This window comes from Pseudonocardia petroleophila (assembly GCF_014235185.1).
GTDB lineage: Bacteria > Actinomycetota > Actinomycetes > Mycobacteriales > Pseudonocardiaceae > Pseudonocardia > Pseudonocardia petroleophila.
Genome location: NZ_CP060131.1, coordinates 2,783,073 through 2,795,794 on the forward strand (window position 1 = coordinate 2,783,073; position 12,722 = coordinate 2,795,794).

A 12,722-nucleotide genomic window follows, 5' to 3' on the forward strand; every position below is an offset into this window, starting at 1 on the left:
CTACTACCGGGGACGTCACAGGACACGGGGGGACGACCGGATGGACGAGCACCGACCGGGCGCGGCGCGGTCACCGATCGCGGCCGCACTGCTCAACCTCACCGGGCTCGGGCTCGGCTACTCCTACCTGGGCCGGTGGTGGCGCCAGGCGCTGCACCTCGTCGTCACCGCGGGGCTCGTGGTCATCGCGTTCGCCACGGGGGCGGCGGCGCTGCCGTGGCTGTGGGTGGCGATCACGATCGCGTGGCTGGGGTGGATGGCCGTCGACGCGTGGCGGATCGCGCGGTCCCGGCACGCCGCACCGGCCGGGGCGGGCGGTCACGCGCTGCCGGTCGCCGTCGCCGTGCTGCTGGTCGGGGGGCTGGTGACCGGGTACGTGCTCTACGGCGCGGCGGGCGGGCGGGCCTACGCCGACGCCGCCGCGGCGCGGGACCGGGGGGACTGCGCCGCCGCCGTCGACGGGTTCGGCCGGGTCACCGGCGTCTACGAGCTCACGCTCTCCGGTGACGTCGCCCGCGCCGACGCCGGGCGCGCCGAGTGCTCGGCCTTCCTCGCCGCGGGCGACGCGGCCGCGCGCGGGGGCTACGCGGAGGCGGTGGCGCTCTACGGCGACCTGCGGCGCGCCCACCCGGACACCGCGCTCGCGCCCTTCGTCTCCGCCGACCTGCGCCGCACCTACGACGAGTGGGGGACGCAGCTGCGCGGAGCCGGGGACTTCGACGAGGCGGTGCGGGTCTACCGGGACCTGCTCGTCGAGGTCGGCGACGGGCCGGAGGCAGCGGGCGTCCGTGCGCAGCTCGCGGCGACCTACGTCGAGGAGGCCGACGCGCTGCGGGGGCAGCTCGCGACGCTGGACGGGCAGCAGAGCGTCGACGCGGTGCGCTCGGCGGTGGAGAACCTGGTCGCCGTGCAGCGGGAGTTCGCCGACACCCCCTCCGCGCCCGCCGCGGCGCAGGGACTGGTCGACGTCTACGCGGCGGCCAACACCCAGGCCGCCGACGGGCTGTGGTGCGAGGCCCTCCCGGTCCTCGACCACCTCGTCACCGTGACCGACCCCGAGGCCGCCGGGATCGTCGCCACCGCGACCACCGACCGCCCGACGGCGCTGTTCCGGTGCGGGCTGCAGCGGTACGAGGCCGAAACCTGGACGGAGTCGGCCGCGGCGTTCGACCGGTTCGTCGCGGAGTACCCGGGTGACCCCCAGGCCGCCCAGGCCCGGGCCGACGCCATCGCGGCGCGGGCGGCCGGCGTCCAGGGGGCCGCGCTGCCCGCCCTGCCCGGACCGTTCGCCGGCGACGGCCCCGGCTCCATCCCGCTGACGCTCTACAACGACAACCCGTCGGAGGTGCGCGTGTACGTCGTCGGTCCGACGGCGCACGAGATCGTGCTGTCCGGCTGCCCCGGCTGCCCCGCGACGTACGCCACCGACGGCGAGGCGTGCCCGACCTTCGACGGCCGCCCGTCCCAGCGGCTGACCCTGCCCGCCGGGAGCTACACGATCATCAGCCAGTACGCGACGACGAACCCGGCCGTGCAGACCAGCGCGGTGGAGCGGGGGTTCGAGTACACCAACTGCCTCTACGTCGGGCCCTGATCAGGTGTCGCCCAGGATCTCCAGGTCCGGCGGCACGAGGGTGGTGGAGAGCACCAGCTCGCGGATGAGGTTGTCGTTGAGCGCGTTGCCGACCGGCTCGCCGACCTCCTCGCGCGTCAGCCCCGGCACGCCCCCGCGCGACATGCGGGTGCGGATCGCGGTGACGGCGTGCTCCACCCGCTTGGGCGTCCACCCGGCGTCGGGCTGCAGCTCGGCGAGCTGGTCGGCGGCCTGGCGCCAGGACAGCGGCTGCGGCCGGTGCTCGTGCAGCAGGTAGCGCTGGCCGAGGACGACGAGGACGAGCCGCTCGTCGTCGTCGAGGCGCCACAGCACCGGCTGCTGGGTGGCGTCGCGGTGCCGGGCCGCGGGCCGCTCGCCGTCGGCGCCGGTGACGAACAGCTCCAGCAGGTGCTCGCGGTGCGCCGACCCCCGCACGAACACCGGCGTGTAGCCCTCGGCGAGCGGGACCGGCTCCTCCTCGGCGAACAGCAGCCGCCCGCCGGGCAGCCGGACCGGGAGGCGGCCGGTGTTGCGGATCCACCAGCGGTCGGCGCGGTGCTCCAGCACGCCGTGCTCGCGGCTGACGCGCGGGTCGTCCTCGCCGACGCACACGTGCACCTCGGGCCGGTTGCGCCCGAACACCAGTGTGCGGCCCTCCTTGGGGCCCACCGAGATCCCGCCGGCCACCGACAGCGCGAAGATCGTGGCGCGGGCGGCGGCCGGCACCCCGTGCGCGAGGCTCGCGTGGCTGGTCGGGAGGAGGCGGTCGGGCACGCCGGTCATCCTGTCAGTAGGACTTGGGCAGGCCCAAGGTGTGCTGCGCGACGAAGTTGAGGATCATCTCCCGGCTGACGGGGGCGATCCGCGCGGTCCGCACGGCGCCGATCAGCGTGCCGACCCCGTACTCGACGGCCATCCCGTTGCCGCCGTGCGCCTGCACCGCGGCGTCGACGGCGTTGATCGCGGCCTCCGCCGCGGAGTACTTCGCGATGTTCGCGGCCTCGGCGGCGGCGGCCATGTCGCCCGCGTCGTAGAACCAGGCCGCGCGCGTCGTCGCCATCCGGGCGAGCTCCACCTCCATGTGCGCCTTGGCCAGCGGGTGCGCGATCGCCTGGTGCGCGCCGATCGGGGTCTTCCAGACCGTGCGGTCCTTCGCGTAGGCGACCCCCTTGCCCAGCGCGTAGCGGGCGAGGCCGTTGGAGTAGGCGGCGACCGTGATCCGCTCGGGGTTCAGCCCCGCGAACAGGGCGGCCAGCCCGGCCTCCTCGCCGCCGACCAGTGCCTCGTCGGGGAGGTGGGCGTCGTCGAAGAAGACCGTGAACTGCTTCTCCGGGCTCTGGATCGCCATCTCGATCGGCTGGTAGGTCATGCCAGGGGTGTCGGTGGGGACGATGAACATCGCCGGGCGCAGCGTGCCCTCGGCGCCCTCCAGGCGGGTGACGACGAGCGTCGCCTCGGTCTCGTCGACGCCGGAGATGTAGTACTTGGTGCCGCTGATCCGCCAGCCCTTCCCGTCCGGGTCGCGGCGGGCCGTCGTCGTGATCCTGTGCGAGTTCGAGCCGGCGTCCGGCTCGGTGATGGCGAACGACATCTTCGCGCTGCCGTCGGCGAAGCGCGGGAGCCAGCGCTCCTTCTGGTCGGTCGTGCCGCTCGTCGCGATGACGGTGGCCGCGATGGCGGGGGAGACGACGATGAGCAGCAGCGGGCAGCCGGCCGCCGCGATCTCCTCGGCGACGATGGACAGCTCCACCATCCCGGCCCCGCCGCCGCCGTACTCGGCGGGCACGGCCACGCCCAGGTAGCCGTTCTCGCCCGCCTCCTTCCACAGCTCGGTGGTCTTGCCGCCGGTGCGGGCCTTCTCGATGAGGTAGTCGTGGCCGTACTTGCCGGCCATCCGGGCCACGGACGTCCGCAGCAGCTGCTGCTCGTCGGTCTCGCGCAGGTCCATCACGCCTCCAGGCGGGTGTCGAGGTGTCGGGCCCAGTCCGCCAGCAGGTGCCGGCGGCGTCGTTCTTCCCGCCCGCCCGTGGCGTCGGAGAGCAGCCCGGAGACGCCCAGGCCGCGCACCAGGTCGAGCGTCTGCTGGACCGCCGCGCGCACGCCGGGCCGGGACTCGTCGGCGCCGAGCAGCTCGACGGTGAGCCGGTGGGTCTCGCGGCCGACCTCGGCCTCCAGCGGCACGACGGCGGCGCGCAGGGCGTCGTCGGTGCGGGCGGCGACCCACAGCTCCAGCATCGCGCGGAACAGCGGGCCGGTGTGCAGGGCGGCGAGCATGTCGAGGACGGCCGCGGTGCGCCCCGGCCCGTCGGGCAGGGCGGCGGCCCGCTCCCTGGCCTCGGCGAACCGCGCCGCTCCCAGGTGGGCGACGGCGGCGAGCACCAGCTCCTCGCGGGTGGGGTAGTGGTGCAGCTGCGCGCCGCGGGACACCCCGGCGCGGCGGGCGACCACCGTCGTCGTGGTGCCGGACCAGCCGAGCTCCACCAGGCAGTCGACCGTGGCCGCCATCAGTCGCGCGCGGGTGGCGTCGCTGCGCTCCTGCTGGCGGCCGGCGGTCACGAGGGGGAGCGTGCCCGCGGAGAAACAAACAGTCAAGCCTGCTTGTGTGCGACCGCGGACCGTCAGCGGCGCCCGCGCAGCACCAGGAGCAGGTAGGCGGCGAGGGTCTGGGCGTCGACGATCCCGCCCTCGCGGACCATCGCCTCGAACTCCGCCGTGCCGAACCACGCCGCGCGCATGTCCTGCTCGGGCAGCTCGCGGCTCGGGGGGCCCGCGGTCAGCTCCGTCGCGAGGAAGACGTGCTCGCGCTGGCTCGACATCCCCGGCGCGATGTCCAGGCGCCCCAGCAGCTCCATCCGGCCGGCGACCAGCCCGGTCTCCTCGGCGAGCTCCCGTGCCGCGAGCACCGCGGGGTCGATCTCGGCCCGCTCCGGCGCCGTGCCCATCGGGAACTCCCAGCGCCGTTCGCCGACCGGGTAGCGGTACTGCTCGACGAGGTGCAGCCGGTCCCCGTCGAGCGGGATCACGACGGCCGCGGTGGGCTTGTCGACCACCCCGAAGACGCCGTCCGAGCCGTCGGGGCGCCGGATCGCGTCCTCGCGGACCGTCATCCAGGCGTTCGCGTACACCTGGCGGCTGCTGATCGTCTCCACCCGGGCAGTATCGCGGGGTGCGCGCGTCCCGGCTCGTGACCCTGCTGTTCACGCTGCAGCGCCGCCGCGCGGCCACGGCCGCCGAGCTCGCGGCCGAGCTGGAGGTCTCCGAGCGGACGATCTACCGCGACGTTGCGGCTCTCGCCGACGCCGGGGTGCCGCTGTTCACCGAGTCCGGGCCCGGCGGCGGGATCCGGCTCGTCGACGGCTGGCGCACCCGCCTCGACGGGCTCACCGCGCACGAGGCCGCCGCCCTGTTCGCCGTCGGGGCGCCGCAGGTGCTCGCCGACCTGGGGATGAGCGCCGCACTCGCCGGCGCGCAGGCCAAGCTGCTGGCGACGCTGCCCGAGGCGCTGCGCGAGCACGCCCGGACGGTCGCCGAGCGATTCCACCTCGACGCCCCCGGCTGGTTCCACCGCCCGCACGACGTGCCCCACCTCGACACCGTCGCGGCGGCCGTGTGGGACCAGCAGCGGCTCCGCGTCGGCTACCGGCGCCGCGACGAGGTGGTGCGGCGCGACCTCGACCCGCTCGGCCTGGTGATGAAGGCGGGCACCTGGTACCTGGCCGCGGAGTCCGGCGGGCGCGTGCTCATGTTCCGGGTGGACCGGGTCGTCGACGCCGAGCCGTCCGGGGAGCGCTTCGAGCGCCCGCCCGGTTTCGACCTCCCGAGCTGGTGGGCGGGGGCGTCGGCGGGGTTCGAGTCGACGATGCTGCGGCTGACCGTGCGCCTGCGGCTGGGGCCGGGGGGACGCGCCCGGCTCGCGCGCGTGACCGACGCCGACGCGGCGGCGGCCGCCCTCGCCGGCGCGGGCGTCCCCGACGCCGACGGCTGGTGCGAGGTGCGGCTCGACGTGGAGGACGTGCACGTCGCGGCCGGTCAGCTCGTCGGCCTCGCGGGGGAGGTGGAGGTGCTCGACCCGCCGGAGCTGCGCTCGGCGCTGCGGGCCTCGGGCCTCGCGCTCGCCGCCCACAACACCGGCACCGGGTAGCCCACCCACAGCCACGCGTGCGCCCAGCCGTGGTCGCCGGCCAGGCTGCGGACCAGCACCTCCCACCGCGCGTTCACGACGGCACCGCCGCGGTCCGCCGCACGACCTCACCGGCGACCAGCACCGCGACCGGGGACAGCAGCGCGCCGATGTCGACGGCCGGGTCGCCCGCCACGGCCACCAGGTCGGCGTCGTACCCGGGCACGACCCGGCCCTTGCGTTCACCCAGCCCGCAGACCTGCGCCGCCGTGGCGGTGCCGGCCCGCAGCGCCTCCACCGGCGTCATCCCCAGCTCGACGAGCTGCCCGAGTCCGCGCGGGAGCACCCCGTGCGGCTTCGGCGGCGCGATGCCGGCGTCGGTCCCGGCCACGACGAGCGCCCCCGCCCGGATCAGCGCGGCGTGCGCGAGGAGCAGGTCGGGGAGGATCCGGGCGAGCAGCGGCGGGGGCCGCATCCCGGCGGCCACGGGGGCGAGGCCGACCGTCGACCCGATCGCGATCCGGCGCGTGACGAGGGCGTCGGCCAGCTCCGGGGGCAGCACGACCCGCTCGCCGTCGAAGCAGGTGCAGTGCTCGATGCCGTCCACCCGGGCCGCGACGGCGTCCCGCACGGCGGACAGGGCGTGCGCGTGGGCGGTGACCGGCAGCCCGTGCCGGTGCGCCTCCTCCACCACCACCCGCAGCTCGGCCGCCGAGAACTGGGCGCCGGCGACATCGGTGCCCTCCGTCAGCATCCCGCCGCTGGCCATCACCTTGATGACGTCGACGCCGCGCTCGGCGTGGTCGCGCACCGCGGCCCGCACGCCCGCGACGCCCTGCGCGGCGCCGCCGAGGAAGTGGCAGTGCCCGCCCGGCGAGGTGATCGGCGGCCCGGCGGCGACGATCGTGGGCAGCGGTCCGCCGCGCTCGCGCAGGCGCAGCGCCGCGAAGCCGCGGTCACCCAGGTCGCGGACGGTGGTCACCCCGGCGTCCACCTGCTCCGCCGCGGCCGCGGCCATGGCGGTGAGCAGGGCGTCCTCGTCGCGGTCGGCGAGTGCCGCGACCGGGTCCGGGCCGGCGTCGAAGGCGAGGTGGACGTGGGTGTCGACCAGGCCCGGGAGCAGCGTCGCCCCGGGCAGGTCGACGAGCTCGGCGTCGTCGGGGACCGGGGCGTCGCGGCCGTGCCGGACCTCGGTGACGCGGCCGTCGGCCACGAGGACGAGCGGGTCGTCGGTGCAGGTGGTGCCGTCGAAGAGGCGGGCGGCGCGCAGCGCGGTTCGGGTCCGGGCGGTTCGGTTCATGGCTAATGTGTAGGACCGTCCGGCGCGCGGGCCATCGTGGAAACCACGTATCCGTGGTACTGCTACGCCGCTCACGGGAGCGGGAGGCGCAGTGGAGCCGAGGTTCGTCGGGCGCGCGGCCGAGCTGGACGAGCTGGTCGCGGCGCTGGACGGCGCCCTCGACGGCCGTGCGGCCGCCGTCCTGCTGGTCGGCGAGCCGGGGATCGGCAAGTCGCGGCTGGCCGCGGAGCTCGGGCGGCTGGCGGGCGCGCGGGCGGTACCGGTGCTCTGGGGCGGGTGCACCGACGTCCCCGGCGCGCCCGCGTTCTGGCCGTGGCGCCGGGTGCTGCGGTCCTGGCCGGGGGACCTGCCCGCCGGTGTCGCGCCCGTCGCCGCCGGGGTGGCCGTCGACGGGGCGGGCGACCGCTTCGCCCTCGCCGACGCGGTGACCGGCTTCCTGCGCGACGCGGCGTCGGACACCGGGCTCGTGGTCGTCCTCGACGACCTGCAGTGGGCCGATCCCGCGTCGGTGGCCCTGCTGGCCCACGTGGTGCGCGAGGCCGCGGACGCGCGGCTGCTGGTCGTCGGCACGTGCCGGGCGGGCGGGGCCCCCGCCGGGCTGCCCGGGGCGCGGCTCGTCCTGCGCGGCCTCACCCCGGACGAGGTCGGCTGCGCGCTGCCCGGGGTGCCGGCCGGGCGGGCTGCGGCGATCGCCGACCGCGCGGGCGGCAACCCGTTCCTCGTCGGCGAGCTCGTGCGGGCCTGGCGCGCCGGCACCCCCGACGACGCGGTGCCGGCCGGTGTCCGCGACGTGGTGCGCGCCCGGCTCGACCGGCTGCCCCGCACCTGCCGCGACCTGCTCGCCCCGGCCGCCGTGCTGGGCCGCGAGATCGATCTCGACCTGCTCGGCGGCGTCGCGGGGCTGCCCCCCGACCGGGTCCTCGACGACCTCGCCCCGGCGGTGGCGGACGGCGTGCTGGAGCGCCCGCGGGGCCGGACGTCGCTGCGCTTCTCCCACGACCTCGTGCGCGAGGCGGTGCCGGCCGACGACGACGCGGGCCGCGTGCACGCCCGGGCCGCCGCGGTGCTCGCCCCGCTCGCCGAGGACCCGGACGTGCTCCCCGCGCTGGCCGCGCACGCGCTCGCCGCACTGCCGCACGGGGACCGGGCGGCCGCGGTCGGCTGGGCGAGGCGGGCAGGCGAGCAGGCGACCGCGCGGTGCGCGCACGAGGACGCGGCCCGGTTCTTCGGCGGCGCCGTCGACGCCGCGCGCGGGGTGCTCGACCCGGCCGGGCGGCTGGAGCTGCTGCTGGCGCAGGCGGAGGCACTGGCCCGCAGCCACGACGTGACCGCGGCGATGGCCGCGTGCCGGGCCGCGGTCGACCTCGCCCGGCACACCGGGGACGCCGCCGCGCTCGCCCGGGCGACGCTCGTGCTGCCCGGCGTGTCGCACGCCGCCTGGCTCGACGACGTCCGCGGCTGGTGCGCCGACGCGCTCGCCGGACTCCCCGACGTCGACGACCCGCTGCGCAGCCGGGTGCTCGCGCAGCTGGCGCACAGCGCCGTGCTCGTCGCCGACCTGCCCGTCATGGCCCGCGCGAGTGCCGCCGCGCTCGCCATGGCCGAGCGGCTCGACGACCCGGCCGCCCTCGGCGACGCCCTGCGGTCCCGGCAGCTCGCCCGGGCGGGGGCGGACGGGTGCGCGGAACGGCTGGTGCTCGGCGGACGGCTGCTCGCCGTCGGGGAGCGCACCGGGGACCCCGCGGACACGATGTGGGGCCACCTGTGGCGGTTCGACGCCCTGCTCCAGCTCGGACGCGTCGCGGAGGCCGAGGTGGAGCTGGACCGCGTCGACCCGGTCGTCGCGCGGCTGCGCCGGCCGCTGGCCCGCCTGCACCTGCTGCGCGGCCGGTTCGCGGTGCTGTTCGGCCGGGGCCGCTTCGCCGAGGCGGCGCAGCTCAACGAGGAGGCGCTGGACCTGGCCCGGCGCGGCGGCGACGACGGCGCCGTCGGCACCGCCCACGGCATGCGGATCATCCTGGCCTGCCACACCGGCGAGTCGCCGGGTGACCTCTCCTGGTTCCACGGCGCCCCCGAGCTGGCCTCGCCGTTCACCGCTCTCGCCCGGGTGGCCTACGCGCGGCTGCTGCTCGGCGGCGGCGATCCCGACGGGGCGCGGTCCTGGTACGCGGGCCTGCCCGCCGTGGGGTCGCCGCGGATCCCCTCGTTCGTCGCGCTCCCGCTGGAGGCGTGGCGCGCGGAGCTCGCCACCGACCTGGGCGACGCCGAGACCGCGCAGGCCTGCCACCGGCTCCTGCTCCCGCACGCCGACCTGCACGTCGTGGGCGGCGCCGGCGCCATCTCGACCCACGGCTCGGTGCGCGGGGCGCTCGGGGTCGCCGCGCTCGGTGCGGGCCGCCCGGACACCGCGGTGCGCCACCTGGAGGCCGCCGCGGCCGCGAACGACGCCGCGGGCCTGGTGCCGTGGGCGGCGCAGGCCCGGCACCGGCTCGCCGAGGCGCTGCGGCAGCGGGGCCGCAGCGGGGACACCGACGCCGCGCTGGCGGCGGCCCGCGCGGCGGGGGAGGCGGCCGGGCGGCTCGGGATGGCCCCGCTGCGGGCCGCCGCGGCCGGGCTCGCCGCCGGGCTGCGCGACGGCGGGGTGCTGAGCCCGCGGGAGACCGAGATCGCACGGCTCGTCGGCCAGGGCCTGACCAACCGGCAGATCGCCGCCGCCGCGCACATCTCCGAGCGCACGGTGGAGACCCATGTGCAGCACGTGCTGGCCAAGCTGGGGTTCTCCGGGCGGAGCCAGATCGCCGCGTGGGTGGCGAGGCACGAGCAGTAGGGTGCCTCGCCGTGCGCCTCGTCATCGCTCGTTGCCAGGTCGACTACGTCGGCCGCCTGACCGCCCACCTGCCGATGGCGCCGCGGTTGCTGCTGGTCAAGGCCGACGGCTCGGTGAGCATCCACGCCGACGACCGCGCCTACAAGCCGCTGAACTGGATGAGCCCCCCGTGCTGGCTCTCCGAGGAGCCCGGCGTCTGGACCGTGCGCAACAAGGCCGACGAGTCGCTCGTCATCACCATCGAGGAGGTGCTGCACGACTCGAGCCACGAGCTCGGGGTCGATCCCGGTCTGGTCAAGGACGGCGTCGAGGCGCACCTGCAGGAGCTGCTCGCCGCCCACCCGACGGTGCTGGGCGAGGACTTCACGCTCGTCCGCCGCGAGTACATGACGGCGATCGGCCCCGTCGACCTGCTCTGCCGCGACCCCGCCGGGCGCCACGTCGCGATCGAGGTGAAGCGCCGCGGTGAGATCGACGGCGTCGAGCAGCTCACCCGCTACCTCGAGCTCATGAACCGCGACCCGCTGCTCGCCCCCGTCACCGGCGTCTACGCGGCGCAGCAGATCAAGCCGCAGGCCCGCACGCTGGCCGAGGACCGCGGCATCCGCTGCGTGGTGGTCGACTACGACGCCCTGCGCGGCACGGAGTCGAAGGACCTGCGGCTGTTCTGAGCGCTAGTCGCGGCCCTGCCAGGTCGTGATGCACGCCCTGTTCCCCTGGGCGTCGGCCAGCACGACGAAGGCCGGGGCGGGGGAGTCGTCCACCAGCGTGCCGCCGGCGGCGAGCGCGGCGCCGATGCGCTGCTGCGCCACCTCCGGCGGCACCCGGACGTCGAGGTGCCAGCGCTGCGGCGCCTCGCCGCCCCCGGCCGACTCCTGGAACCAGACCGTCGGGTGCGTGCCGGTGGGGTCGACGATCTCGTCCGGGCGGGCCCCGAGGTCGTAGCCCAGCACGGCGGCCCAGAACGGCCGGATGGCGTCCACGTCCGGGGTGTCGAGCGCGAGCTCCACCACGGCCAGCGCGTCGGTGACGGCCGTGGCGCCGAGGTCGGCGGCGATCGCCGAGATCGCCCGGGCGAGCCGGACGTCGCGCTGCGTCAGGCCGCCGACGTCGTGCGAGGACAGCCGGACGTCGACCCGGCCCCAGTGCAGCCCCAGGTCCGGGTGGTGGTCCGCCTCCTCCGCCGCGGCCCCGATCCGGTTCACCAGCTCCAGCGCGGAGGCGAAGTCGGCGGTCCGGAACCGGGCCCTGAGCTCGTCGAACATCGGGCGCCATTCCGGGAGCCCCTCGCCGTCGATGTCCCGGGCCGTGAGCAGAGCGTCGGTCATGGCGCGGACGGTACCGGCCCCGGCGGGCCGGGGACGGCCTGCGCGGACCGCCGCGCACGTCCTACTCTGCGGTAATGACCGTCACCGACGCGCCTGCGCAGGCCACCTTCACCTCCACCGACCCGCGCACGGGGGAGGTCGTGGGCACCCACCCCGTGCACTCCGCGGCCGACGTCGACGCCGCCGTCGCCCGCGCGGCCGACGCCGCGACCTGGTGGGCCGGCCTGGGCTTCGACGGCCGCCGCACGCTCCTGCTGCAGTGGCGCCGCGGGCTGGTCCGCGGCCTCGACGCCCTCGCGCGCGTCGTCGCCGCCGAGACCGGCAAGCCGTTCGACGACGCCCGCCTGGAGCTGGTGCTCGCGATCGACCACCTCGACTGGGCCGCGAAGCACGCGGAGAAGACCCTCGGCCGCCGCAGCGTCTCCTCCGGCCTGCTGATGGCGAACCAGGCGGCGACGCTGGAGTACGCCCCGCTCGGCGTCGTCGGCGTGATCGGGCCGTGGAACTACCCGGTCTTCACCCCGATGGGCTCGATCGCCTACGCACTGGCCGCCGGCAACGCGGTCGTGTTCAAGCCCAGCGAGCTGACGCCCGGCGTCGGCGTGGCGCTGGCCGACTCGCTCGCCGAGATCGTCGGCGGGCGGCCGCTGTTCCAGGTCGTCACCGGGTTCGGCGACACCGGCGCGGCGCTGTGCCGCTCGGGCGTCGACAAGATCGCGTTCACCGGATCGACAGCCACTGCGAAGCGGGTCATGGCGGCGTGCAGCGAGACGCTGACCCCGGTGCTCATGGAGTGCGGCGGCAAGGACGCCCTGATCGTCGACGCGGACGCCGACCTGGAGGCCGCCGCCGACGCCGCGGTGTGGGGCGGGATGTCCAACGCCGGGCAGACCTGCGTCGGGGTCGAGCGGGTGTACGTCGTCGACACCGTCGCGCAGGAGTTCACCGACGAGGTCGTGGCGAAGGTCCGCGCACTGCAGCCGGGCCGCGAGTTCGGGCCGATGACCATGGAGTCGCAGAGCGCGGTGGTGAAGGGCCAGATCGACGACGCCCTCGCCAGGGGTGCGACCGCGCTCGTCGGCGGGGCGGGCAGTGCCGACGCGCGGCTCGTCGAGCCCGTCGTGCTCACCGACGTGCCCGAGGACTCCACGGCCGTCACCGAGGAGACGTTCGGGCCGCTGCTCGTCGTCAACCGCGTGCCGGACGTCGACGAGGCCGTGCGCCGCGCCAACGCGACCGGCTACGGCCTGGGCGCCACCGTGTTCTCGAAGGCCCGCGGCGCGGAGATCGCGGCGCGGCTGCGCTGCGGGATGGTGTCGGTCAACAGCGTGATCTCCTTCGCGGGCATCCCCGCCCTGCCCTTCGGGGGAGTCGGCGACTCCGGGTTCGGGCGCATCCACGGCGAGGACGGGCTGCGCGAGTTCACCCGGGCGCAGGCCGTCGCGCGGCAGCGGTTCGCCCTGCCCATCGCCGTCACCAGCTTCCGGCGGACCGCGGCCGGGATGGGGGCGCTGGTCGGGCTGGTCCGGGTGCTGCGGGGGAGGTAGCTCACA

At 76.6% G+C, this 12,722-nt stretch carries 11 protein-coding genes; 5 read left to right on the forward strand and 6 right to left on the reverse strand.

Translation table 11 applies throughout. From position 1 onward, the window contains the following. The first annotated feature begins 40 nt into the window (after nt 1-40). Nucleotides 41-1,594, forward strand: a complete 1,554-nt coding sequence (locus tag H6H00_RS14050) for a hypothetical protein (protein WP_185721692.1) — start codon at nt 41-43, stop codon at nt 1,592-1,594. Here H6H00_RS14050 and H6H00_RS14055 read toward each other — a convergent pair whose 3' ends face one another. The 4 genes from H6H00_RS14055 to H6H00_RS14070 all read right to left on the reverse strand — a co-directional run bounded on the left by H6H00_RS14055 (nt 1,595) and on the right by H6H00_RS14070 (nt 4,743). Continuing rightward, a complete protein-coding gene (locus H6H00_RS14055; protein WP_255425747.1) occupies nt 1,595-2,368 on the reverse strand; it encodes an FHA domain-containing protein in 774 nt (257 codons plus the stop codon). Between the two features lie 13 nt (nt 2,369-2,381). Further along, nucleotides 2,382-3,542 (reverse strand): acyl-CoA dehydrogenase family protein, encoded by a 1,161-nt coding sequence (locus H6H00_RS14060; RefSeq protein ID WP_185721694.1) that lies wholly within the window; start codon nt 3,540-3,542, stop codon nt 2,382-2,384. Next, a complete protein-coding gene (locus H6H00_RS14065; RefSeq protein ID WP_185722440.1) occupies nt 3,542-4,099 on the reverse strand; it encodes a TetR family transcriptional regulator in 558 nt (185 codons plus the stop codon). The genes H6H00_RS14060 and H6H00_RS14065 overlap by 1 nt, the downstream gene beginning before the upstream one ends. 113 nt (nt 4,100-4,212) lie before the next feature. Then, on the reverse strand, nt 4,213-4,743 hold the full coding sequence (locus H6H00_RS14070; protein WP_255425748.1) for an NUDIX domain-containing protein: 531 nt from the start codon (nt 4,741-4,743) through the stop codon (nt 4,213-4,215). A gap of 17 nt (nt 4,744-4,760) precedes the next feature. On the opposite strand from H6H00_RS14070, the gene H6H00_RS14075 reads away from it, so the two are divergent. Continuing rightward, on the forward strand, nt 4,761-5,735 hold the full coding sequence (locus H6H00_RS14075; RefSeq protein ID WP_185721695.1) for a helix-turn-helix transcriptional regulator: 975 nt from the start codon (nt 4,761-4,763) through the stop codon (nt 5,733-5,735). 73 nt (nt 5,736-5,808) lie between these two features. On the opposite strand, the gene H6H00_RS14080 is transcribed toward H6H00_RS14075, so the two are convergent. Then, entirely contained in the window at nt 5,809-7,014 is a 1,206-nt protein-coding gene (locus H6H00_RS14080) for an amidohydrolase family protein (protein WP_185721696.1), read from the reverse strand. Between the two features lie 91 nt (nt 7,015-7,105). Here H6H00_RS14080 and H6H00_RS14085 point away from each other — a divergent pair, with 91 nt between their 5' ends. Both H6H00_RS14085 and nucS read left to right on the forward strand, forming a co-directional pair. Next, a complete protein-coding gene (locus H6H00_RS14085; RefSeq protein ID WP_185721697.1) occupies nt 7,106-9,841 on the forward strand; it encodes a helix-turn-helix transcriptional regulator in 2,736 nt (911 codons plus the stop codon). Nucleotides 9,842-9,852: 11 nt separating this feature from the next. Continuing rightward, the gene (gene nucS, locus H6H00_RS14090) at nt 9,853-10,512 is read left to right on the forward strand and encodes an endonuclease NucS (protein WP_185721698.1); all 660 of its coding nucleotides are present in this window, start codon (nt 9,853-9,855) and stop codon (nt 10,510-10,512) included. 3 nt (nt 10,513-10,515) lie between these two features. Here nucS and H6H00_RS14095 read toward each other — a convergent pair whose 3' ends face one another. Continuing rightward, nucleotides 10,516-11,169: a 4a-hydroxytetrahydrobiopterin dehydratase gene (locus H6H00_RS14095; RefSeq protein WP_185721699.1), complete on the reverse strand. Its 654-nt coding sequence runs from the start codon at nt 11,167-11,169 to the stop codon at nt 10,516-10,518. Between the two features lie 74 nt (nt 11,170-11,243). Between H6H00_RS14095 and H6H00_RS14100 the strand changes: the two genes are divergently transcribed. Next, complete coding sequence (locus tag H6H00_RS14100) at nt 11,244-12,716, forward strand: aldehyde dehydrogenase family protein (protein WP_185721700.1); 1,473 nt, start codon at nt 11,244-11,246, stop codon at nt 12,714-12,716. The last annotated feature ends 6 nt before the right edge of the window (nt 12,717-12,722 follow it).

Bases quoted from the DNA above. Each gene is read 5' to 3' on its own strand.
- H6H00_RS14050 (WP_185721692.1), top strand. From the start codon at position 41: ATGGACGAGCACCGACCGGGCGCGGCGCGGTCACCGATCGCGGCCGCA.
- H6H00_RS14060 (WP_185721694.1), bottom strand. From the start codon at position 3,542: ATGGACCTGCGCGAGACCGACGAGCAGCAGCTGCTGCGGACGTCCGTG.
- H6H00_RS14065 (WP_185722440.1), bottom strand. From the start codon at position 4,099: ATGGCGGCCACGGTCGACTGCCTGGTGGAGCTCGGCTGGTCCGGCACC.
- H6H00_RS14080 (WP_185721696.1), bottom strand. From the start codon at position 7,014: ATGAACCGAACCGCCCGGACCCGAACCGCGCTGCGCGCCGCCCGCCTC.
- H6H00_RS14095 (WP_185721699.1), bottom strand. From the start codon at position 11,169: ATGACCGACGCTCTGCTCACGGCCCGGGACATCGACGGCGAGGGGCTC.
- H6H00_RS14100 (WP_185721700.1), top strand. From the start codon at position 11,244: ATGACCGTCACCGACGCGCCTGCGCAGGCCACCTTCACCTCCACCGAC.